This is a genomic window from Nocardia sichangensis, from assembly GCF_047200615.1.
GTDB classification, from domain to species: domain Bacteria; phylum Actinomycetota; class Actinomycetes; order Mycobacteriales; family Mycobacteriaceae; genus Nocardia; species Nocardia sichangensis.
Genome location: NZ_JBJZOK010000046.1, coordinates 1 through 21,483, shown reverse-complemented (window position 1 = coordinate 21,483; position 21,483 = coordinate 1). Strand labels below are relative to the sequence as shown.

General features: G+C 68.4%; 21 protein-coding genes. 10 read left to right on the top strand and 11 right to left on the bottom strand.

Annotation, left to right across the window (positions count from 1 at the left end; genetic code table 11):
- Positions 1-10 precede the first annotated feature (10 nt).
- Genes ACL03I_RS36410 through ACL03I_RS36400 form a run of 3 tightly spaced genes read left to right on the top strand, consistent with a single transcriptional unit; the run spans position 11 to position 2,941 of the window.
- On the top strand, positions 11-2,236 hold the full coding sequence (locus ACL03I_RS36410) for an RRQRL motif-containing zinc-binding protein (RefSeq protein WP_412808283.1): 2,226 nt from the start codon (positions 11-13) through the stop codon (positions 2,234-2,236).
- Positions 2,236-2,460, top strand: coding sequence for a hypothetical protein (locus ACL03I_RS36405; protein ID WP_412808282.1), 225 nt, complete (start codon positions 2,236-2,238; stop codon positions 2,458-2,460). The genes ACL03I_RS36410 and ACL03I_RS36405 overlap by 1 nt, the downstream gene beginning before the upstream one ends.
- Before the next feature lie 25 nt (positions 2,461-2,485).
- Positions 2,486-2,941 carry a hypothetical protein gene (locus ACL03I_RS36400; RefSeq protein ID WP_412808281.1) on the top strand — a complete coding sequence of 152 codons (456 nt, stop codon included), beginning with the start codon at positions 2,486-2,488 and terminating at the stop codon, positions 2,939-2,941.
- Between the two features lie 130 nt (positions 2,942-3,071).
- Here the strand turns inward: ACL03I_RS36400 and ACL03I_RS36395 are convergent, their stop codons facing one another.
- Positions 3,072-3,311 carry a hypothetical protein gene (locus ACL03I_RS36395; protein ID WP_412808280.1) on the bottom strand — a complete coding sequence of 80 codons (240 nt, stop codon included), beginning with the start codon at positions 3,309-3,311 and terminating at the stop codon, positions 3,072-3,074.
- A gap of 120 nt (positions 3,312-3,431) precedes the next feature.
- Positions 3,432-3,608 (bottom strand): hypothetical protein, encoded by a 177-nt coding sequence (locus ACL03I_RS36390; protein ID WP_412808279.1) that lies wholly within the window; start codon positions 3,606-3,608, stop codon positions 3,432-3,434.
- A 448-nt stretch (positions 3,609-4,056) separates the two neighbouring features.
- Here ACL03I_RS36390 and ACL03I_RS36385 point away from each other — a divergent pair, with 448 nt between their 5' ends.
- Positions 4,057-4,818: a hypothetical protein gene (locus tag ACL03I_RS36385; protein WP_412808278.1), complete on the top strand. Its 762-nt coding sequence runs from the start codon at positions 4,057-4,059 to the stop codon at positions 4,816-4,818.
- Between the two features lie 72 nt (positions 4,819-4,890).
- On the opposite strand, the gene ACL03I_RS36380 is transcribed toward ACL03I_RS36385, so the two are convergent.
- Complete coding sequence (locus tag ACL03I_RS36380) at positions 4,891-5,184, bottom strand: type II toxin-antitoxin system RelE/ParE family toxin (protein WP_412808277.1); 294 nt, start codon at positions 5,182-5,184, stop codon at positions 4,891-4,893.
- Positions 5,181-5,429, bottom strand: a complete 249-nt coding sequence (locus ACL03I_RS36375) for a type II toxin-antitoxin system ParD family antitoxin (RefSeq protein ID WP_412808276.1) — start codon at positions 5,427-5,429, stop codon at positions 5,181-5,183. The genes ACL03I_RS36380 and ACL03I_RS36375 overlap by 4 nt, the downstream gene beginning before the upstream one ends.
- A gap of 799 nt (positions 5,430-6,228) precedes the next feature.
- On the opposite strand from ACL03I_RS36375, the gene ACL03I_RS36370 reads away from it, so the two are divergent.
- Positions 6,229-7,155, top strand: coding sequence for a tyrosine-type recombinase/integrase (locus ACL03I_RS36370; RefSeq protein ID WP_412808275.1), 927 nt, complete (start codon positions 6,229-6,231; stop codon positions 7,153-7,155).
- Between the two features lie 256 nt (positions 7,156-7,411).
- Positions 7,412-9,034, top strand: a complete 1,623-nt coding sequence (locus tag ACL03I_RS36365) for a hypothetical protein (protein ID WP_412808274.1) — start codon at positions 7,412-7,414, stop codon at positions 9,032-9,034.
- A gap of 192 nt (positions 9,035-9,226) precedes the next feature.
- On the opposite strand, the gene ACL03I_RS36360 is transcribed toward ACL03I_RS36365, so the two are convergent.
- From ACL03I_RS36360 to ACL03I_RS36350, 3 genes are all read right to left on the bottom strand, one after another.
- Positions 9,227-9,646 carry a hypothetical protein gene (locus tag ACL03I_RS36360; protein WP_412808273.1) on the bottom strand — a complete coding sequence of 140 codons (420 nt, stop codon included), beginning with the start codon at positions 9,644-9,646 and terminating at the stop codon, positions 9,227-9,229.
- 96 nt (positions 9,647-9,742) lie between these two features.
- Complete coding sequence (locus ACL03I_RS36355; protein ID WP_412808272.1) at positions 9,743-9,946, bottom strand: hypothetical protein; 204 nt, start codon at positions 9,944-9,946, stop codon at positions 9,743-9,745.
- A gap of 123 nt (positions 9,947-10,069) precedes the next feature.
- Positions 10,070-10,426 (bottom strand): hypothetical protein, encoded by a 357-nt coding sequence (locus ACL03I_RS36350; protein ID WP_412808271.1) that lies wholly within the window; start codon positions 10,424-10,426, stop codon positions 10,070-10,072.
- A 291-nt stretch (positions 10,427-10,717) separates the two neighbouring features.
- On the opposite strand from ACL03I_RS36350, the gene ACL03I_RS36345 reads away from it, so the two are divergent.
- Together ACL03I_RS36345 and ACL03I_RS36340 are read left to right on the top strand one after the other, a co-directional pair.
- Entirely contained in the window at positions 10,718-11,437 is a 720-nt protein-coding gene (locus tag ACL03I_RS36345; protein ID WP_412808270.1) for a GIY-YIG nuclease family protein, read from the top strand.
- Between the two features lie 204 nt (positions 11,438-11,641).
- Positions 11,642-12,346 carry a CRISPR-associated endonuclease Cas1 gene (locus ACL03I_RS36340; RefSeq protein ID WP_412808269.1) on the top strand — a complete coding sequence of 235 codons (705 nt, stop codon included), beginning with the start codon at positions 11,642-11,644 and terminating at the stop codon, positions 12,344-12,346.
- A gap of 84 nt (positions 12,347-12,430) precedes the next feature.
- Here the strand turns inward: ACL03I_RS36340 and ACL03I_RS36335 are convergent, their stop codons facing one another.
- From ACL03I_RS36335 to ACL03I_RS36325, 3 genes are all read right to left on the bottom strand, one after another.
- Positions 12,431-12,757 carry an ASCH domain-containing protein gene (locus ACL03I_RS36335; protein WP_412808268.1) on the bottom strand — a complete coding sequence of 109 codons (327 nt, stop codon included), beginning with the start codon at positions 12,755-12,757 and terminating at the stop codon, positions 12,431-12,433.
- 5 nt (positions 12,758-12,762) lie between these two features.
- Entirely contained in the window at positions 12,763-13,623 is an 861-nt protein-coding gene (locus ACL03I_RS36330; RefSeq protein ID WP_412808267.1) for a DUF5131 family protein, read from the bottom strand.
- 94 nt (positions 13,624-13,717) lie between these two features.
- Entirely contained in the window at positions 13,718-15,556 is a 1,839-nt protein-coding gene (locus tag ACL03I_RS36325; protein WP_412808266.1) for a DNA cytosine methyltransferase, read from the bottom strand.
- Positions 15,557-15,697: 141 nt separating this feature from the next.
- Here ACL03I_RS36325 and ACL03I_RS36320 point away from each other — a divergent pair, with 141 nt between their 5' ends.
- Entirely contained in the window at positions 15,698-16,027 is a 330-nt protein-coding gene (locus ACL03I_RS36320) for a hypothetical protein (RefSeq protein WP_280476302.1), read from the top strand.
- Between the two features lie 177 nt (positions 16,028-16,204).
- Here the strand turns inward: ACL03I_RS36320 and ACL03I_RS36315 are convergent, their stop codons facing one another.
- Positions 16,205-16,441 (bottom strand): hypothetical protein, encoded by a 237-nt coding sequence (locus ACL03I_RS36315; RefSeq protein ID WP_412808265.1) that lies wholly within the window; start codon positions 16,439-16,441, stop codon positions 16,205-16,207.
- 365 nt (positions 16,442-16,806) lie between these two features.
- On the opposite strand from ACL03I_RS36315, the gene mobF reads away from it, so the two are divergent.
- A partial coding sequence (gene mobF, locus ACL03I_RS36310; protein ID WP_412808294.1) for a MobF family relaxase occupies positions 16,807-21,483 on the top strand: 4,677 nt, incomplete at its 3' end.

Genomic DNA, 21,483 nt, shown 5'->3' with positions numbered 1-21,483 from the left:
GAGGTGGGTTGTGACCAAGGGGGACATCACCACCAGCAGTAGCGCTGATGACGCGGGCGTGCCGACTTATCCGTGGTTGGCCGCGCCCGCTCATCTGAAGACCCGCCGTCAGCTTCGGGCGGCGGGTCTTCGCCCGAACGGGCAAGACATCGCAGCGTTCATGGTCCGCAAGCGCCGACGCGGTCGCAAACCGCTGGTAGCGCACCTGTTCGACCTGGCCAAGGCCGCGCCCAAGCGCACCGCCAGCTCCGCGCAACTGGACGCGATCCGCAAAGCCACCGCCGAACACCAAGCCCGAGCCGCCGAACGGCACGGCATCAGCCGCGGCGAGCTGCACCGAGAAGTAGATCCCGGCCCGGCCTGGGCCAGCCCAACCCGTATCCAGGGAGGAAAAATCATGTCCGACAACACTGTTCGGCAGCAGCCCGTACCGGTGAGCGCCGATGAGCCACCGCGGTTGGGTGTGCCCGCCGGCCACAGCCAGACGATGGCGTATCTGCTGGCGTCGGTGGCGCTGCGCCAAGCCGAGGAGCAGGCCTACGAGCTCGACCAGGCCGCCACCGACGCCGCGATGGGTCACACCGACGCCCAGACCGACATCGACAGTGCGCGGGTGATGGCCGAAGCCCAGCTCACCCGGTTCAGCTGGGACTCCGGGCGCGAATCGACCATGCAGGCTCTGACCGCCGCGATCGTCTGGCGCTACGACCCGCAGCTGGCGGAGGTGGCCACGCGCCGCATGGACGAGCTGATCAGCCACTACGCGGGCACGTACGGCGTGGTCATCGACGCTGACGAGAACGACGTCAGCATCGACCCGGACTTCGATGCGCAGTGGTGGCAGCGGTTCACCGAGGCCAGCGTCGTCTACGACCGCCAGGCCGCCGCCGTGGACGTCCTGTCGGCGCGGGCACTGGACGCTCGGGTGATGGAGGCGGTGATGGCCTGGCACGGCCAGCCACCGACCCCGGCCAGCGCCGAGATGTATTTGGCCACAGAGAAGTCCCGCCGCGCGCAGCTTTCGGCCGCTCTCGCCGACGCCGGAGCCTCGAACACGGTGCGGTCCGGGGTGGAATTCGTCGTCGACTACCTGCGTGGTGATGTCAGCGGCACCGATCTGACGGACACACCGGTCCTGGTCAACCCCGCGCACGAGGTTCGTGGCCGGGTCGGTGAGCTGCTGGAGCGGTTCGCTGAGCGCGGAGACAGCTTCGCCACGGCCATGGCCCGCGAGGTCGACGTGATGACCCTCGACGACCAGCTGCGGGTGCGGGAAATCGGCATCGCGATCCGCGACGGCCGCGACGACGCGGAGATGGAGCCTTGGCCGGACTGGATCGACCGCGACGAGCTGGCCGACCGCATCCGCGATTTCGCCCGCGACGCCCGCGATGTCACCGCCTACGCCAACGACGCCACCACCGACGGCGGGCTACGGCTGGATGACGACGTTGCGGAGATGATCGCCGGCATGGGCCGCGACCGCGCCGCCATCGGCGCACTGCTCACCAAGGCGGGATTGCACCCGGCGGAGAAGGCCGCGCTCACCGCGCTGGTCGCCGACATCGACCTCGGCCGCGTCGACGACCGCAATCTGCCCGAACTGCTGCTGCTCGACGAACGCACCAAACGCCGCGTCGACCTGCGCCGCCACGGCCACGCCGCCCACCAGATCGCCGCCCGCACCGGCGATACGGTCAAGCAGCTCATCGGCTCGGGCGTGGACATGTCCCCGCGCACCGAACCCGGGTGGGCGCTGGAGACGGTGCGCAACGACATCGACGCGCTGGCCCGCGGCGGGCTCACCCCGGCCCAGCTCACCGAAGCACGCCAGAGCTTCGACACGAACATGGACGGCTTCGGCCGGGCCTTGCGCGGCGCCGGAGTCGATACGCCGACCCGGGTGAAGATCCGCGCCGCCGTCGACCAAGGCGTGCACGCGGCCGGGAAGCACGGCAAGACCCGTGCTGGGCGTGAACAGCACTGGCGCGACCGGCTGTACTCGGCCACCGCCGCCGTTCAACCTCACCACGGTCCTGATACCCGGCCACTGTCGTCGACCTCACGGCCGCGAGTCGACCGCGAACAGGCCACCGCGATGCGGCTGGCCGCCCTCGCCCAAGCCCACCCGTGCGGGACATCCACCGAACCAGCGCAGGCAGCGAACACTCGCCGCACCGCCCACGGCGCGGGCATGGAGCTTGCCCGCAAGCGCGAGCGGGAAGGACGAGCGTGATGCGCCGCCAGCTGCTCCCGTTGAGTCTCGTCACCGCCGCAACCGCGCTGGTCCTCACCGGTGTCCCCGCTGCCGGGGACCCGCCCAGCTCCGACTTCAACCGGTGGCCGGTCGGCACACCCTGCGCGATCGGCCCCGGCCCGCTGGGGCAGATCGTCGACGCCGGCCGCGGGCACCACATCTGCGAGCAACGCATCCCCGGCACCAACTCCTACTACGAGTAACCCACCACACCCATAGGACAACCTGATGACCACAACCACCGCCACCGTGCTCCCGGACTGGGAGCAGATGCTGGACCTCGGCATCCACGCCGCCGAGATCCACGGACCCACCACCGAACCCCTGGAAGCGACGATCACCACGCTGCACAGCGGGTTCCGGCGCCCGCAGGTGTTCGACGTCGCGTTCATGCGGCAATGGCTCGACATCGACGCCCGCACCGCCTGCACCACGCTGCGGATCGCACTGCGGTTCGCCCGCATCCCGGACACCCGGGACGAGGCCCTGCGGCTGCTCGGGCCAGGATGCCGCGACCGCGGCAAGGACCATTTCGTGAAGATCGCCAACGCCACCCGCGAGATCGGCCGCACCGCTCTGTGGGAGGCCGCGACCTGCTGCGACTGCGGGCACCCACTGCTGCGCTACGTCAGCCTGCCCTCAGGTGAGGACGTGCGCTGGTCGTTCTTCCCCGACCTGCTGTAACCGGCACCCCAAGTAAGCCAAGAGGCCCCGCCACGGCGGGGCCTCTTCTTGTTGGTCAACGCGATAATCGGTGGATCAGCGCAGGCAGCGGACACCCGATCATGGCCTCGCGCCGCGTGGCCTCGAGGACCTACTTTCGGCGCGTGTAGTGCACTGCGGCGACGGAAGTCGTCGGGAAATCGAGCACAACCAAGCCCCGGTCGTCGTCCTTACCACCCTCAGGCGGAGCGACCCACACCTGGAGCCAACCGTTGTTGAAGCTGATGTCCTGAGCCAAGATGCCTTTGCCGAAGGCCAGCTCGATACCTTCGATCTGGTCCGGCAGGGCCGCAAGGGCGGCCTCGGTCAGATAGACGAGTGATTCGCTCATGCCGAGCAGAGTAGGCGCAAAAAGCGGCCCTCTGTCCGAATCACGAAGAGGCTCCGCCGAACTGGCGGACCCCTCGTGATTCGGGCTGCTCACACGCTGTAGGAACAGCAGGCCCGCAGCTCACTTCTTCCCGCCGCTGTGGCCACTGGCGGACTTCGCCGCGCTCGACTGAGCACGGGAGGCGAAGCCGGACTTCGCCGAGCTGCTGCCCGGGTTCTTCGCGGCAGCGGACTGGACTCGGGATGCGGCCGCGGTGGTCATCTTGCCGCCGTGGCCCTTCCCACCCGACTTGGACATGACGCACTCCTTTTCGTACCTCGGCCCCCTCCTCCGGGATACGCCCGCCGGGCCCAGCGCGCACCGATTGTCACTCACGCTGAATACGCACGGACCGCGCGAGCAAGTTATGGACTTGGACGGTCTAAGTGAGGGACACCCTCATCGGTGCGCCAGGGCCGGAGGCAAGTTCTCCCGCTGAGGGAGAGCGCGGCAGCACCTCGAGACCCCACCACCACGCCTCACCTGTTGACCGGAGTAAGAGCCCGAGTTGTTGTCGGTGGGCCTGGCTATGGTTGGTCTGGGCAACGCACAGGCCCCTCTCCGAGCCGACCCGGTCCCCACGCGGCCGACACGGCGACCGAGGACAAGACGGCTCCGCCTCAGTGCGACCGCCACTTCCGACGTGATCACCTGCTGCCCAGGCTGACCTCGCGGAGTGCGTGGGACTTCGCTGGAGGACAACCTGATGACGCGCAACAACCACACTCGCCGTCGTGACGTCCGGGCCTACATGGCTCGGCACGGCGTGACCTACACCCAGGCGCTGAGGGCGCTGGCAGCCGAGGTCCCGCCCGAAGATCAACCGGCACCGTCATCCGCGAGTCTGTTCCGGGTGCGCCCTGCCGACCGGGGAGGTCCCAGCCTGCCCGCGGTTGTCACCGGTGAGCACGACGTCAATCCCGTGTGCGGTCACTGGCTGGGTAGCCGGTGCGACGGCTGCGGCATGTGCACGACCTGCGACGGCTGCTACTGCACAGAGTTGCGCCGCGAAGCCGAGGATGCCGCCTGGATCGCTCGGCTAGAGCGTGAGCACGCCGAGCACCTGGAGGCCCCCGATGAGGACTGCGGCCGATGCGAAGACGACCGCGCCCGGTCGAAGGACTTCACCGAGTGCCCGACCTGCCACAAGCCGCTGCAAGGCTTCTGGCACTTCCGCGAGCACTGCCCGCCCTACTGCTACCGCGACAACCCGCACCCGCCCGGCCTGGACTGGTCATACCTGATCGGCAAGCGCATCACCATCGACAACCATTGGTGCTACCAGGGAAAGATGGCGCAGTACGCGGCGGCATGGACCGGCACCGTGACCGGCCGCTGGAAGCATCCGGACACCGGCGCCGAGACCGACTACTACGAACTGCTACTCGACCCGAACGTCGCGCAGCCGCGGACCGACCTCACCACCACCGCGTTCGATCCGCGCGAATTCACCATCACCGAGCACTGAGCCCGGCAGCGCCACCCGCCGGGCCTGCGTCATCTGTCCCGGCGGGTGGCCCTTACCTCGGTATGTCCAGAGTCACAGGTGCAGGTCGGGGTCCATGCGCTGGTGCAGGATCCGCACGACGGCCACCACGCCGTCCTCGGTGATCCGGTAGTACAGGGTGTGTGACCCGGCGGGCAGGCGCCGGTATCCAGGCCGCAGTTCCTCGCAGGCCCGGCCGATGCCCGGCCTGTCGGCGACGCGCTCGATCGCGTGCCGGAGTTCGTTCACGTAGTCCTCGGCCTGCTCTGGGCCCCATTGCTGAAGGGTGTGATCCCAGATCTCCTCGAGGTCGGCGCGGGCAGCGGGATACAGCAGGTACCGGCTCACCGCGGGCGAGCCTGGGCGCGCTTGCGGGCCAGGAACTCCTCGAAGTCGAACGGCTCAGGTTCCCCGCTGCGCTCACCCTCGATGAGGGCCTGGCGCAGCGCGGCCATCTGGGTTTCGCGGTCCTCGAGCAGCCGCAGCGCCGAGCGCACCACATCGCTCGCCGACCGGTACCGGCCGGAGGCCACCTCGGCGTCGATGAAGTCGCTGTAGTGCGCGTCCAAGCTGAACGAGGTGTTCCTACCCATAACCTGGAGGGTACCAAGAATTGGTAATGACTGCCCGGCGGTCGCTCCTGCCGTGGAATTCACCGGCCGGAGCGTGTCTCTATGTGAAAGAGACATGTATGCCTATTGATCATGACGACAGTCGTGACATCGTTACGGCTATCCGTCATGGTCATCGCCGCGCCGGCGTCCCCCTCGCTTGCGCGGGTCCGGGGTGGCGCCGTGCCGTTGCCGGTAGTCGCGCTGCCGACAGGTCGGACTGCAATGCCGCGCATCGGCCCGTAGCCGGTTGGCCCCGGGATAGATTCGCCAGCCGCACCCCGGGCAGATGATCCCGACCTCCGGCATATCGGGATCGTCGAAGGTGCGCTGTGCGGTGGTCAGCATCATCGCGTACGTCCGGCCGAACTTCTTGCGGAATCGGTACGCGCGGGCGACGCAGGCCGCAGAGCAGTAGCGGCGTCTCGGGTTGGCGTCGCGGGGCAACGGGGTCCGGCAACTCACACAGCGGCGCGGCCGGGACCGGCGGACCACTCTTCGATTCTTCCCCGCTCGGCTGCTCGGTGCATCCATGCGGTACCAGGTGATTCGGCGTCGCTCTGTCCAAATCTCCGAAAAGTCGCGCTACGGATTTACCGCAGATAATGACACATTATCTGCGGTAGAGTGGGCTCGGGCTGCTGCGCGACGTGGCGCGACACCCGCGCCCCGCCGGGGCGGCTCGGCAAATTATCTGCGGTAGATACGGGTAGAGCGAGGGAGACACCGATGAACCGAACGGCGGAACGCTCCACGCCCGGCCCGCGGGCGGCGGTGCGGCGTGGGTGAGTCGCGGGTGGTGCGCCCGCTGCGGGCCGGGATCGGTCTCGACGCCGCGGTCCAGACCTATCTGCAGACGGTGACCGCCGCCAACACCCGCCGCGGCTACCGCACCGCCCTGGACGCCCTTGTCTCCGAGTTCGGCGCGGAATGTGATCCGGCGCTGCTGGATCCGGACCGGGTCGCTGCCTGGTTCCGCACCCGGTGGGGTGGAGCGTCGGCGCAGACGTTCAACGTGCGGCTGGCCGCGCTGCGCGGCGCGTGCGACTACTGGCGGGAGCAGGCCTGGCTGGTCGGTGACCCGCTAGTGCGGTTGCGGCCGCGGTCGGTGCCCGCCGACCGCAGCCGGGCGCTGACCCGCCTAGAGGTCACCACGATCCTGGGCATGGAGGCGGGCCTGCGGGAGCGGGTGCTGTGGCACATGCTCTACGAGACCGCCGCGCGCGCCGAGGAGCTGCTGATGCTCGACGTGCCGGATCTCGACACCGCCAACCGGTGCGCCCGCGTGCGCCGCAAGGGCGGCGCCACCGACGTGGTGGCCTGGCAGACCGGCACCGCCCGGCTGCTGCCCCGCATGCTCGCCGGCCGCCGCAGCGGCCCGCTGTTCCTCACCGACCGCAAAGCCAAACCGCACGTGGCCGTAGCGGATATCGACCCGGGCAGCCACCGGGCCCGGCTGTCGTATCGGCGCGCGGCCGAGCTGTTCGAGCACCACACCGCCGAGTTGCCCGGCGGCCCGTTCACGCTGCACCAGCTGCGGCACTCCCGGCTGACCCACGCCGCCGAAGACGGTGCGTCCACACCGATGCTGATGACCCTGTCCGGGCATTCCTCGGTGCGGTCGCTGGCGAAGTACGCCCGCCCGTCGAAAGAGGCGCTGCTGGCCTGGCAGGCCGCCACCGACCCCGCGGCGCGGCGCCGCCGCTGAGGACGCGCGATTCCAGCCAGGGCCGCCGCCGACGAGATTCGCGCCGTCCGGCGGCGAAGGACGAATGCCTGACTGTGGAGGCGTGCAGGCCAGCGAGCCGTGAGGAATCTGTCGGATCTGCTATTTATCCTGGTAGGGAGCCTACAGCGGCATGTGATGCAGTTCACAAATTAAGTTTGTCGTTTCGAAGCTGTCGATCGACTGAAGGGTGAGGGCTCGTCCTGAGCCACGATCCAACCCGAACTAAGGAAAGCACATGACCGACAGCCGAGATCCGAAGAAAGAAGACCAGGAGCAGGCGGGCGCGAAGCACTCTGCGGCTCGAACTCGTCCGATGACGCCGCTGGAACGGCAGATGACCGCAACCGTGCGGCAGCAACTCGCTCTCGCCAAACCCGCGCTGGATCTCGCCGAGGCCGCTCGTCGCCGCCTCTCCGGTATTCAGCCCGTCGGTGCAGGAATCGCCGAGGATGCCCGTCGGAAGCTTGCCGGAGCCCAGTCCCTGTCCAGTGCCGGAGGAGCGGTTCAGCAGGCGGCGGCTACGGCCGCGCAGTCGATCAAGTCTCCGGCCGCGGCCGGCCTGCGCGAGATGATGAACGAGAAAATGCGCGGCGCCATCCTCGGCCCTGAGATCGACGTATCCAAGCTGATCGGCCCGGCGATCGACACGTCCGAGTTGTTCGGCCCGGCGATCGACACATCCAAGTTGATCCCGGCGATCGACACGTCCAAGTTGATCCCGGCGATCGACACGTCCGAGCTGTTCGGCCCCGCGATCGACACGTCCAAGTTGATCCCGGCGATCGACACGTCCAAGTTGATCGGCCCCGCGATCGACACATCCAAGTTGATCCCGGCGATCGACACGTCCAAGTTGATCCCGGCGATCGACACGTCCAAGTTGATCCCGGCGATCGACACGTCCAAGTTGATCGGCCCCGCGATCGACACGTCCAAGTTGATCCCGGCGATCGACACGTCCAAGTTGATCGGCCCCGCGATCGACACATCCAAGTTGATCGGCCCCGCGATCGCAGCATCCGGGAAGTTCTACGAGGACATCGCGGCGAGGGTGAACGCGGCGCTGCCCAGGATCGATCTGAGCGCGTTCGCCGCGGTGACCCGGGTCGCTGATATGGCCACCGCGATGGTGCGTCCGGTGCGCGCTCTTCAGGATTTCTCCATCCAGTTGCCGCACATCGCAAACCTGGTTCATGACGCGTGGAGCGAGCTGCGGCAGACCGTCACGTCTCTGCTCGGGTGCTGGACGCAGCTCTCCGAGATCGGCCACATGGTCGCCGGATTCGGTCGTCGTGCGGCTCTGCGAGCACGCGCGGCCGCGTTGCACGGCGACCACGCGGCTGTCGCCGAATTCGCGAAGGTCTGGCTGGGTCTGAAGAAGGTCGGCGAGCGTGTCCTCGAAGCGGTGATCGCCGCGTTGTTCGACCCGACGTGGGAGCAGGTCGATCCCGGTCTCACCCTTCCCACCTTGAACAAGATTAGGAAGCGCGAGGCGCGTGGACACGTCCACCTGATCGGTTCCAAGGCCGGCGGAAAGGAGCTGCGGGTCTACTCCCTGAACATGGATATCACCCTGGCTTCGGGCGAGGTTGAACCGCTGTGGTCACTGCTGGACGGTCCCAGCCCCGAGCCGATGCCACTGGAGGGGTTCGACGATCCGGTGGTCGAGCGAGTGTTGGGCCAGTTGGACCCGGTCGAACGTGCCATCGCGACGACCTGGTGCGGTGGTGCCGGGATTTCATGGGGTGAGGCTGCCGTCGAGTGCGGCCAGCCAGCTGAGAAGGGCGTGTCGGTTTCGCGCAAACTCCGGCGGCTCGGCCGCCGATTCCAGGAGCGACAGCAGCAGCGAGCGAGCTGATTCGGCCTTGCCCACCGGTCTGCGAAGGCCGGGGATGCGCCTAACATCCCCGGCCTCACCACTTCAGTCTGGCGCAAGGACCGGATCCGGTGGGGTGGAACCTGGTACCTCGAAATCTAGGCCCACCGACAATATGGATGCGCAGACAGCTCTGACGTCGCGGCATAGTCGCGTCTCGAATCCGGGGCGTGTCTACGTCTCCGAGGTGGTGGGTACGAGCGAGTCGGCCCGAACGGTGAACGGATACCGGCCGGGACTGTCCTCGAGCACGGATTCGACGAGCGCGTAGCCCTCCTCGTCGAGTTCCAGGACCTCGAACACGGAGACCCCGTTCGCGACCAAAAGCACCCTGTCACCGACCTGAACCATGACCGCGAGCCTATCCCGCCAGACCGACCAGTACGTGACATGATCGGAAACGTGTTCGAACCTCCGCGCTTGGTCTACCGTCTCAGTGACGGGCGGGTCGTCGAACCCGGGGGTCTGTACCGACTGCGCAACGGCCGTTGGGCCGAGCCGTGGCCCGAGGCCTGCCCATGCTGCGGGCAGCGGTTCGGCCCGAGGCGGATGCTCGTCGGGTCCCTGGCCTGCTTGCAGGTCGGCGGCGTCCATCGCCTCCACTGGTGCGTCCGGTGTGGTCACGTCGTCTACACCCCGCCGGTCGCCCCGAACTGCGAGCACCCGACGACACGCTCGACCTGAGCGAGGTCAGCTGGCGAGATCCAGTAGGTAGCCGGGCGGGTCCTCGTCTTCGGCGGCGCCGCAGTAGCAGGTCTGGGTGCAGTCGGTGCACGTCGAGCAGCCCAGGCACCACGCCGACAGGTGATGGCCGCACTCGGCGTTCCATTCCGCATCGAGGGTGACTGGGTGCGGGATGAGTGGACCGCCCTGGTCGTATGAGCGAGGCTGCATAACTCGAATGGTCACCCTGAGCACCGACAGGTTTTCCCACGTCGTCCCCGGGGTCCTTCGTGGCTGCGGCGGGCTACCCCTGGCCACCGACCCTGGCCAGCTGCTCCGCAAACGGCGGCGCGGCTACTGGTCGTTCTGGTGCCGGGCGATGTGCTCGCCGTCTTCGGTCATGAGCACGACCGGATCCTTTTGGACGTCGAGTACGCCGGTTCCGTCGGGAACCACCGCGACGATGTCGCCTTCGCGGTTCAGGCCCCACAGCAGTACCGGCGAGGTGAGGCCCGGCGGGTCGGAGTTCTCGTGCACGACCCGCGCCCCGCCACCAGGCGCGATCTGCGTGATGTCCACGCTCCCGAACCATTCGAAGTTCTCGAGGTGGGAGAACCCCGGCTGGGTTCGGGCGGTCACGAGGTAGCCCTTGGAGTGAGCCACCAAGGCGTCGCCCTCGGCGTCCCAGGCAACCACTTTCCGGTGCGCCACTGAGTGGCTTCCTTTGAAAATGGCGTAGATACCGCCTGTCTCCGGAATCATCGCGCTCCTCTTCCCCTAGCCGAATCGCCTCTGCCGCATCGCTATTACAGATCCAACTACACCCGATCCACACCCGTGGACCCTGGGCGATTGTCGTCCGTTCGGTGGCGTGTGGTCTGTTTTCTGTTGCGCGACAGTAGATCTCGTGTCGGCTCGGTGTGTCACACTCGCGATCGTTCGTGGCGGTGCGGGATGGCCGCCTTCTGTGTTCGCCCCGGGTTTCAGGGAGGGATCGTTCTCATGGCACACATCTATGCGTTCCAGCTCGGCAACGAGGACCTGTTCAAGATCGGTAAGACCTCGAACAGTCTCGAGCAGCGCCGCAATCAGTTGCAGACCGGATGCCCGTCGACGTTGACGCTGTTCCGGTCGGTGTCGACGAAGACCAGTGCGGAGGCGCTGGCGGGTGAGCACTTCATCAAGCAGCGCTACGCGCTGCGGCTGGTGCGCCCGCGCAGCGAGATCTTCCGGTTCACTCCGGCGGAGGTGGTCGGGGTGCTGGCGGCCGCGCAGGAGTACATCGAGCAGGAGCTGCCGCGTGAGCAGGCCGACAAGGCAGCGGTGGCCGAGCTCGAGGCCGTCACTCCCGACGAGGAGGTGCTGGAGGCGACGGCGGACACGGCGATGCTGCACCGCCAGCTGCACGACATGCTGGTGGAGAAGGCCCGGCTGGAGAACCAGGTGAAAGACGCCGAGAACGAGATCAGCCGGTTGACCTCGGCGTTGAAGATCGCGATCGGCAAATCCAGCGGCATCGACGGAGTCGCGATGTGGCGCATCGGCAAGTCCCGCGCGAAGTTCAACGCCGAGCGGCTCGCGCAAGAAGCGCCCGAGGTGCACGCGCAGTACCTCACCCTGCAGTTCGACGGCCCGAAGTTCAAGGCCGATCAGCCCAAGGAGTACGAGAAGTACATGGACACCACCCCGGTGCGGGTATTCGAGCTGCTCGACGAATCCTGAAACTACCTCGCGACGCCTGGAAGCTCGCCCGGTCCAGTGCGGACCGTGCGAGCTTTCATGCTTTCGGATCCGCACCCTGATCAGCTGAGGACGCCTCGACTGCCGCCAGTCGGGGGTGTCGGTGTGCCGGTCGATACTGGCCCTGGACGCTTCGCGGAGCGCGAGAATGTAAGGCGCGCAGGGGAACACACAGGGAGGGACCTCATGTCGGAGACCTACGATTCGGAGCGGGTCGCCACCGTGCGGGCCGGGGAGCCGTGGCTGACCGCGGAGTGCCGCCGCCTGGTGGAGCAGGTGCGCGCGGGCAAACAGGTGATGGAGCTGGCCGCCAAGTTCGGCCGCACCGATACCGCGATCCGGGCCCGCTGCCACATGCTGCTGCCACTGCAGCGACGCGCCGAACACAACAGCAAACGGCTGGCCGTGGAACTGCTTGGCCTCGAGCTGCACGACAATCCCGGATACGACTGGGAACAGCAATTACGCGACCACGCCGCCGCGGCGGGCAAGCTGTACTGGAGCGAAGCCATGGACCAGGCGCTGCTGGAAGGCTGGCAGCGCGGCGCGAGCTGGGATGAGCTGGTCACCGCGACCGGCGCCACCGAACGCGAAATGGCGCAGCGACTCAAACGCCGCGGACTCGTCGCCAGCCAGCAAGAAATCCTCGACCGCATCGGACCCATCGGATACACCCGCAACGACCAGAACCCCACTGACCTCGACGACATCCCGCTATGGGTGCTCGTCGTCGCCGGCCTACGCTCCCAACCTCCCCACGTGTCCCTGCACACCCGCCGCTCCGGCGCCGAGAGGACCTTGAACGGAGTCGTCACCCAGCACCTCGCCGATGGCGGCAGCACCGTCGACCTGAGCATCACTATCGTCCCCCGCACCCCAACAACCCGATGACCGACCTCGAGTCGCGCCACTACAGCGAAACGGCCCCGGAACCTTCGCTTGAGCGATTCCGGGGCCGTTTTCGCTGGCGTCTGGTCAGTCGAGGTACCGCCAGTGGATCCGGGTGACAACCGTGTCCGGGGTGCAGCCGGTGTGGCTGCGGCAAAAGAACTCCACGAACGCCTCCGGAGTCATGTCCGGGAAACCCTCGGCCTCGACATCCTCAGGAGAGATGAGAGCCAGGCGCTCGCGGCGCACATCGACGACTTCGACATCGACGATGCGCACGAGCGGCTCGCCGGCCCGGCGGCCCATGACCTTGCGGCACAGAGTCAGGCGGGTACCTGGGGTGAGGTACTGCCAACCCATGCGGCGGGTCACGGTCTTGCGGCGCTCGCGGACAGCGTCCTCGGTCAGCGACACCGACATCAGCCTCGGCATGACGTGCTCCTGTTCTGCGGGAATTCGTTCCAGATCCGGCCGTCGAGTTCGCGGCCGGCCGACTTCGGGGTGCGCCCACCCCACTGCTTGAAGAAGAACGCCGTCCCAGCCGCCACGCACTGGTCGCGCAGGTCGCGTACCCAGTCCGCGTGCATCGGCCGGGCGTTCGGACCGGATTCGCCGCCGACGATCACCCAGTCGATCTCCGGTGTGGGTCGCCAGTCGGCGCACTCGCCGCGGCAGGCGCACTCGAAGCGGTCGCCGTCATCAGGCCAGCGGCACCCGCACCCGCCGGGGCAGGTGCGGGTGAACAGGAACCGGTCGAGGTCGATCGGCCCGAGCAGCGGCTCGCACGACAGGAATCGCACCGCCACACCAGCAGTGGCGATCAGGTCGGTGATGCGGTGGGTGGTCGCGCCGTTCTCGACGCTGGTGCCCAGCCACAGGTTCGGCGGGAACTCCAGGCCACGTTCGGCCAGCCGCCGCGCCCGCGACGGCCGTTTGGTCAGCACCTGGTAGGTGTGCTGCGGGGTGGCGCGGATGACGTCGAACACTTCTCGCACGAAGTCCTCATCGACGTGCGCGTGGAACAGATCCGACATGGAGTTGACGAACACCAGCCGCGGCGCCCGCCAGCGCAGCGGGATCGCCAGCGCGTCCGGGTGCATGGTTACCGCGAACCCGGGCCCGGAGGTGCGCGGATCACCGTCGCGCTGGTACTTGTCCGATCCCATGGCCTTGAGCCGCTTGGCCATCGCCAGGGCGTAGCAGTTGTCGCAGCCCGCGCTGATGCGGTCGCAGCCGGTGACCGGGTTCCAGGTGGTCTCGGTCCATTCGATGCCGGTCATTTCAGGTTGTGTCCTGTCTTCTGGTTGTAGATGGTCCGCTGAAGATTTGGTGCGCGAGGATCACGGCTGGCCCCGGCAGTCGGTGTCGGGACGCTCATGCGATCGCCTCTGCGGCGTGCAGCACCGCACGCAGCCGTTGCCCGATCCAGGCACCGACCGCCGGGGAGACGGCGTTGCCGAATCCGTCGACCTGGTCGCGTGCGGTCCCCCAGACGACGAACTCGCCGGTGTGGCCGGGGAAGTCGGTGTCGAATCCGCAGCCGCGGCCCACTTCGTGGGCGGCCATCACGCGGAAGTAGCAGTCCTCCAGCGCGAGATCGGCCAGCGCAGCTCGCCATCCGGCGGTGAGAAGGCCCGTGGTATCGCGGGAGGTCAAGGTCCCGAACGGGTCGATGACCGGGTGTGGTGCGGTCTCGGTGCCCGAGGGCCCGTTCTGCTTGTACCAGCCGCCGAACAGCAGGGCCTGCGACGCGGACGCGGTGATGGTGCCCAGTGGGTCCGCGACCGGGTGGGCGCGGTACTTCGCTTCGTCGATGGCGCCGTTGTTCTTGATCACCCCGGCGGCGGTGAGCACACCGGGGATCTGCTCGGAGGTGACAGTCGGCATCGCTTCGGCGTAGGTGGTCGGCAGCGTGTTCTTCCGGAACGGCACCACTCCCGTCGAGAGCAGACTCAGCGTCTGTGAGCCGCCCTGGGTGGGCAGCGGGTCACCGGCACCGCGCGGTGCGCCCTGGAAGTTGTTGACCGCCAGCAGCACCGCCTTCTCGTGGGTGGAGGTCACGGTGTCCATCGGGCGGCTCAAGTGCTGGCCGTCGCCGTTGTGGCGGTGCGCGGCGAACACGTGCCCGGTCGACAGCAGCGCGGTTTCCTGCTGGCTGGTCTGGGTGGCCAGGGGCTGGCTCAGGGTTCGTTCGGTGCCGTGCACGCTCTTGGCGGGCATAAGGATTGCCGGGAATTCGGCGAACTTCGCTCGGCAGCGTTCCGCGCGCGCCATCGTCGCGGGCCGCAACGGGCGCTTGCGGTCCCCGATCCGGGTGCCCAGGTTGGTGAGGTCCAGCGCGTGCAGTGACGGTGTCATCGTCGGCACGACCTCGCGGTGGCAGCGCGGGCACCGGTAGTTGTACTGGGTGCCGTAGCGGACCGCGCCGGTCGGCGGCACTCCGGTCTTCCACGACCACACCGCTTCCACGACCTCGTCGCAGTGCCCGCACCGCGTCAACGGCCGATGATCCAGGTCCGGCGCCGGGAGGCGACGATCCCAGAAAACGATGTACAGACGATCCCTGCTCTGCGGTACCCCGAAGAACATCGAGTTCAGATACAGGATCTTGTGCTCGTAGCCGAGGTTGCCGAACGCGCGCAGCCACCACCGGTACGTCGACCCGTCACCGACCTTGCGGCGGCCCGGAATCGCCGGACCCCATGAGGTGAGTTCGGTCGTGCACTCGACCAGGATCATGCGCGGACGATTCCGATCCGCGTAGTGCAGCACGCAATTGGCGGTCGCGCGGTCCCGCTCGGAGCGGGTCACGCGATCCTCGTAGTCGGGGTCGTCGAGGTCGAACAGGCTCACGCCCTGCTCGTAAGCCTTCTGCGTGTTCGCCTGACTGTGGTTCACACACGACACCCCCGCCACCAGCAGATCCGCGGCGGGCAGGTCCCGCGCAGAGTGATAGTCCGCCGCATCCGGGTCGACGAGATCGGCGATCCAGTGCTGCGCGTGCGGGTGATTCGCCTCGTGAACCTCGACTTTGTAGGTGTTGTGGTTGGCCGCCAGGATCGTGGTGAATCCGGCCATCTCGATTCCCCTGGTCAGACCACCGAACCCCGAGAACAGATCCACCGCGACCAGATCGTCGTGGCGGAACCGGCGACGACGAGTCGCGGGCCGATGCGTAGCGGTGCGCGGCCTGGTCGAGTCACGTCGGGACATGAACCCCTCCTTGCAGTTTCAAAACTGTGCAGTAATAAAACTGTACAGTGCGACTCGGGAGGCTGCTACAGTTTTGACACTGCAAACCTGTCCTAGACTCGTCGGCGATGCCGTGAAGCCCTGACAGAAAGCGACTTCCGAATGCCGCCCGACCCCACCCGGACCCGGCCGGTCGAAGACCTCGACCTGGCGGACCGATCCGCGCAGATCCGCCAGGCCCGCGCCGACGGCGAGCAGCTCCCCGCCGGCCGCCTCCTCGGCCTGCCGGAACTGCCGAACGGGGACATGTGGGTCGACATCGCCGGGGTCGAGGCGATCACCGAAATCCCCTCCCGCACCGTCACCGGCTGGTTGGCGCGTGGCGGGCCGAAGAAAGCCCCCTTCCCCGCCCCCCACCGCATCCTGTATCGCCTCTACTGGCCGCTGTCGGTCCTCGAGACCTGGCACGAGGACTACGCGCGCGGAGCCTGACCGGCCACGCGCCACTGGTAAGAGCGTTATCCCGTTGGCTACCGCCAGATTTGCGCTGCTGGACTTCACGGGCCTAGTCGAGGCCGCTATATGGCTCGGGATTCCTACTGCATCACAGCGAAGCGGGTCCGCCACCGCTGTGCGGCCGTTCGGTCCCGACGTCGATCGAGTGGGCGTCTACAGGAGCACGATCAGCGCGAAGATGACCACCGCCGGCGGAACCAGCCAGATCCAGCGCATGTCCAGAGGTTTGACATACGGCAGAGGCGGCCGCGCGCCGGGGACCGGCTCTGACGGAGGGAGAGGCTCGGGTCGCCAGTACGGGCACGTCGGGGTCGCGTGGACCGCCGCGTAGCACCGTGGGTTATTGCAGGGATAGCCCAGGTCGTAGCGGAACTGGTCGAAGCGGTCCATACCGCACATCATCACCCGCGGCACCGACGACTGCGGCGAAAAGGCTGGGGTTGGAGCCCTATACGTAGCCGTGTGTTGCCCGCCCGCAGGACGGGCCGTCTCGGCGCGGCGTGGGCGTGGGCGGTGAGGCTTCCGAGCAGTCGGTAGCTCACACCTCCAGTGCTCACACCCAAACCCTCTACCCCCGCGACCTCACTCGCTGTTCCTCCCCCAAACCCACTCCGACCAGCGCACTTCCACTCATCTGCGCTATCCTCTACCTACCACCCTTCGAACACATGTTCACACCTTTTGCATTCATGGGCACACCGGCTGTGTGTGGTCTGACCTGCAACGTCCGATTCGTCCGTACCGTCGGTTATGTGATGTCTCCGCACAGGCTCAGCGCGGACGCTGGTGTCGACTACTACACGAGATGCGTTGCGGTGCACGACGGCCATGAGCGGGGCCGTGCGAGCCTGTCGGACTACTACTCCGATCGCGGTGAGGTGCCGGGGATCTGGCTTGGTTCGGGCCTGGTCGCGTTCGACGACATCACCGCCGGAGACGCAGTCGACGAGAAGCAGATGGCCGCCCTGTACCGGGAGGGTCGTCATCCGAACGCGGAGGCGATCATCGCTGCCCGCCTCGCGGCCGGGGACTCCGCGGCCGCCGCCCGCAAGGCCACACAGCTGGGGCGTCCGTTCTACCAATTCAAGGTGCCCGAGGGCAGCTTCCGCCACGTCGTTGCTCAGCAACTGGAGGCGTGGAACGTCGCGGCGGGCCAGGCCGAGGACGCGCCCGTGCCCAAGGAGGTGCGCGAGGAGATCCGCACCCGGGTGGGTCGGGAGATGTTCACCCAGGAGCACGGCCGCGCGCCTCACGAGGGGCCGGAGCTGACCGACTGGATTTCGCGGCATTCTCGTCCGGAGCGCCGGGCCGTCGCCGGGTTCGACCTGACGTTCTCGGCAGTGAAGTCGGTGTCGGCGGTGTGGGCGTTGGCGCCACGCGAGATCGCCGAGAAGATCGAGGCCGCGCACGCTGCCGCCATCGCCGACGCGTTGGCCTACCTCGAAAAACACGGCTGCTACACGAGGTTGGGCACCGACGGCGTCCGCCAGGTCGACACCGAGGGCATGATCGCGACCGCGTTCCTGCATCGCGATTCCCGCGCCGGTGACCCGAACCTGCACACCCACGTCGTGGTGTCCAACAAGGTCCGCACCCTGGACGGACGCTGGCGGGCACTGGATGGCCGGATGGTCTACCAGCACGCGGTCACCGCCAGCGAGATCTACAACGCCCGCCTCGAGCAGCATTTGAGCGACGCGATCGGCGTCCGGTTCACCGACCGTCCCGCCCGCGACGCCAGCAAGCGCCCGGTCCGCGAGATCGCTGGTGTCGTTACCGAACTGATCGAGCTGTGGTCGCAGCGTTCGACCAGCATCCGCGCCGAACTCGCGACCCTGACCCGCCAGTTCCAGGCCAAGCACGGGCGCGCGCCGATCCCGGCCGAGGTCTGGAAACTCGCCCAAGTCGCCACGCTCTCTACCCGGGCCCGCAAGCACGAACCCCGCGCCTTGGCCGAGCAGCGCGCCGCCTGGGAGCAGGAAGCGATCGAGCTGCTCGGTTCCCGCGCCGCGGTCGAGGAGCTGCTCACCGACACCCTCGCACCCGGCAGTCTCGAGCTGCCGGAGGTGGATGAGGCGTGGATCGAGCAGACCGCGCGCCGCGTCGTGGACACCGTCGCCGCACACCGCGCCACCTGGAAGCTCAACCACATTCGCGCCGAGACCGAGCGCCAGCTGCGCGGCCAGGTCAGCACCCGGCAGTGGGCGCAGGTGGCGGAGCGGGTCGTCAAGGTGGCGTTGTCCGAGCCGTGTTCGATCCCGCGTGGTGTGCCGGATCCGGTGCCCGCGGTCGGTGTGCTGCGGCGCCGTGACGGCACCAGCGTCTATACCACCGCCGACTCCACCCTCTACACCGCCCGCGCGATCGTGGACGCCGAACAGCGGCTCATCGCCGCCGCCCACCTCGACGGCGGCCGCACCATCCCCGCGGCGGCGGTGCAGCTGGCGCTGGTGGAGTTCGCCGCCAACAACCACGGCCGCACCCTCAACCCCGGACAGCGCGCGCTCGTCGAGGGATTCGCGACCTCCGGGGCGCGGCTGCAGGTCGCGATCGCCCCGGCCGGAACCGGGAAGACGACCGCGATGCAGGTGCTGACCCGCGCGTGGACCAGCGAGGGCGGCGTCGTGCTCGGTCTGGCGCCGACCGCGGCGGCCGCGGCGGTGCTGGGTGAGGAGATCAACGCCCCGACAGCGACGATCGACATGCTCACCGCCCTCATCGACGACCCCATCACGATCTTCGACCCCGATAGCCCCGTCTGGCTGCGGCGCATTGATCACCGCACGTTGGTGATCATCGACGAGGCCGCGAAAGCCTCCACCCGCCAACTCGACAGCGCCATACGGTTCCTGCTCGCCCGTGGCGCCAGTGTCCGCGCGATCGGCGACGACCAGCAGCTGGCGGCTGTGGCCGCCGGTGGCGTGATCCGCGACATCGCCCACACCACCGAAGCCCTCACATTGACTCAGGTCATGCGGTTCACCGACGCTGGTGAGCGCGCGGCCAGTCTCGCGCTGCGCGAGGGTGATCCGGCCGCGATCGCGCACTACGTCGACCACGACCGCGTCCACGTCGGCACCATCGGCACGGTCGTCGAGGATGCCTTCCAGGCGTGGGCCGCCGACACCGCCGCCGGCCGCGACTCGGTGCTGCTGGCACCCACCCGCGACCTGGTCACCGAGTTGAACACCCGGGCCCGCGACGCCCGCCTGGCCCGCGACCCCGCCGCCCACGCCCGGCGGGAGGTCACGCTCGGTGACGGGCTGGCCGCCAGCGTCGGTGACATCATCACCACCCGCCGCAACGCCTATCGGATGCGGATCTCCGCCACCGACCACGTCCGCAACGGCTACCGCTGGAGGGTGCGGGCCGTCCACCCTGACGGGCGGATCACGGCCGCGCACATCGGATCCGGGCGGTTGATCACCCTGCCCGAGGACTACGTCGCCGACTACACCACCCTCGGCTACGCCACCACTATCGACGCCGCCCAAGGCTTGACCGTCGACACCGCGCACACCGTGCTGGTCGGTAGTGAGTCCCGCCAGCAGGCCTACGTCGCGCTCACCCGCGGCCGCCACGAAAACCACCTGTACGTCGCGACCGCCCACGACGGCGAGGACACCGCACCCGAAACACTGGATGCGCTCCACCCCCCGACCGCCCTCGACGTGCTCACCGGCATCCTCGGCCGTGACGGCGCCCAGGTCTCCGCCACCACCGCCCAACGCCACGCCGAAGATCCCCGCGCCCAGCTCGCCCACGCCGCCCGCGCCTACACCGACGCGATCAGTGTGGTCACCCAACAGCGCACTGACCCGACCGTGCTGGAGCGCATCGACGCCGCGGCCGAACAACTCGCACCGGGACTCACCGGCGAGCCCGCCTACCCGACACTGCGCAAGCAGCTCTCTACCCTCGCGGTGTCCGGACACGACCCCGTCGCGGTCCTCACCGATGCGGTCGCGCGCCACCGCCTCGACACCGCCGCCGACCGCGCCGCTGTCCTGAGCTGGCGCATCGACCTGACCAGCAGCCGCGACGGCGCCGCCCCGTTGTCGTGGCTGCCCACCGTGCCCGCCGGCCTGCTGGCCGACCCGGAATACGGCGAGCACCTGCGCACCAGGGCGCAGCAGATCACCGACCTGGTCGCCGAAATCGACACCGCCGCACGGGCCTGGACCACCAGCACCGCGCCGATGTGGGCCAAACCCCTCATCGACACCAAACCGGACCTGCTGTCCTCGCTCGCCATCTGGCGCGCCGTCCACGACATCCCCGACAACGATCGCCGCCTCACCGGACCCGAACAACGACCCGGCACCCTCGCCCATCAATCCCAAGCGGGCTTCCACTACGAGCTCGCCCGCGTCCTGGGCGACCGCGACGCCGATGTGCGGCGCTGGCACGCGACCGCGACCGCGCTGGACGCACGGCTGACCGAAGACCCGTACTGGCCGGTGCTGGCCGCCGAGCTGACCCGCGCCGCCGCAACCGGTCTCGACGTCCCCACCACCCTGCGCGCCGCGCACGACCAACGACCGCTGCCTCTCGAGCAGCCCGCGGCCGCGCTGCGCTGGCGCATGGCCGAGCACCTCGACGAGGGCCACGACCGCGAATTCGTCGACCTCATCGCCGAACTCCGCAGCCAGGAACTGCGGGCACTGCGTGATGCCGCCCTCGCCCGTGAGGTCACCAGGCGCCACAACCACCTGCGGTACACCAACGTGCGGTTCGGACCCGACCGGCTCACCCTTGCCCTCCGAGCTCGCGAGCAGCTGATCGAGGCCCACCGCCGCCTCGACGACCAAGCCGCCGACATCCGCACCGCCCAAACCCTCGAACGTCAGAACACCGAACACACGCACGACGTAGCCGCCGCGCGTGCCGCCTGGCGAACAGCATGCGACGACGTCGCGGCCCTGCGGTGGTGGCACAGCCGCCAAACCCGCCTCGAGCGCGAACAGGCCGCCGCCGCCGCTGAAGAAGCGCTCAACCAGGCCGCCGACCGCTGCGACGCCACCCGCGCGCAACTCAGCGAGCTGCGCGCCCGCATCGGTGCGCACGAATCGCTCTGGCCTCGCCTGCTCACCGAAGCCACCGACACCGCCGCACGCGACCAGGCCCTCGCCGACGCTGACCGCGAGATCGCCGCCGGACAACACGACCGCGACCGCGCCGACGCATACCGGGCGCAGCAACGCGCCTGGGCTCAAGCCCCCGTCGACGAGCAGCGGCGCCGCGCCGAGCTTCCACCCGACCAGCTCGAACGGGAAAACCGCGCCCGCGCCGAGATCCACGCCCAGGACAACCCCCTGCCTTCCCGCGAGGAAATCACCCAGCAGCGCGCCGAACAACGACTCCAGCAGCGTGAGGCCGAGCAGCAACGCCAGCGCGATCGATGGGACACCCCGATCTTCGACAACAGCCCT

Bases quoted from the DNA above. Each gene is read 5' to 3' on its own strand.
- ACL03I_RS36325 (WP_412808266.1), bottom strand. From the start codon at position 15,556: ATGTCCCGACGTGACTCGACCAGGCCGCGCACCGCTACGCATCGGCCC.
- ACL03I_RS36365 (WP_412808274.1), top strand. From the start codon at position 7,412: ATGACCGACAGCCGAGATCCGAAGAAAGAAGACCAGGAGCAGGCGGGC.
- ACL03I_RS36375 (WP_412808276.1), bottom strand. From the start codon at position 5,429: ATGGGTAGGAACACCTCGTTCAGCTTGGACGCGCACTACAGCGACTTC.
- ACL03I_RS36405 (WP_412808282.1), top strand. From the start codon at position 2,236: ATGCGCCGCCAGCTGCTCCCGTTGAGTCTCGTCACCGCCGCAACCGCG.
- ACL03I_RS36330 (WP_412808267.1), bottom strand. From the start codon at position 13,623: ATGACCGGCATCGAATGGACCGAGACCACCTGGAACCCGGTCACCGGC.
- ACL03I_RS36345 (WP_412808270.1), top strand. From the start codon at position 10,718: ATGGCACACATCTATGCGTTCCAGCTCGGCAACGAGGACCTGTTCAAG.
- ACL03I_RS36360 (WP_412808273.1), bottom strand. From the start codon at position 9,646: ATGGACGCCGCCGACCTGCAAGCAGGCCAGGGACCCGACGAGCATCCG.
- ACL03I_RS36315 (WP_412808265.1), bottom strand. From the start codon at position 16,441: ATGGACCGCTTCGACCAGTTCCGCTACGACCTGGGCTATCCCTGCAAT.
- ACL03I_RS36320 (WP_280476302.1), top strand. From the start codon at position 15,698: ATGCCGCCCGACCCCACCCGGACCCGGCCGGTCGAAGACCTCGACCTG.
- ACL03I_RS36395 (WP_412808280.1), bottom strand. From the start codon at position 3,311: ATGAGCGAATCACTCGTCTATCTGACCGAGGCCGCCCTTGCGGCCCTG.
- ACL03I_RS36355 (WP_412808272.1), bottom strand. From the start codon at position 9,946: ATGCAGCCTCGCTCATACGACCAGGGCGGTCCACTCATCCCGCACCCA.
- ACL03I_RS36385 (WP_412808278.1), top strand. From the start codon at position 4,057: ATGACGCGCAACAACCACACTCGCCGTCGTGACGTCCGGGCCTACATG.
- ACL03I_RS36390 (WP_412808279.1), bottom strand. From the start codon at position 3,608: ATGTCCAAGTCGGGTGGGAAGGGCCACGGCGGCAAGATGACCACCGCG.
- ACL03I_RS36340 (WP_412808269.1), top strand. From the start codon at position 11,642: ATGTCGGAGACCTACGATTCGGAGCGGGTCGCCACCGTGCGGGCCGGG.
- ACL03I_RS36400 (WP_412808281.1), top strand. From the start codon at position 2,486: ATGACCACAACCACCGCCACCGTGCTCCCGGACTGGGAGCAGATGCTG.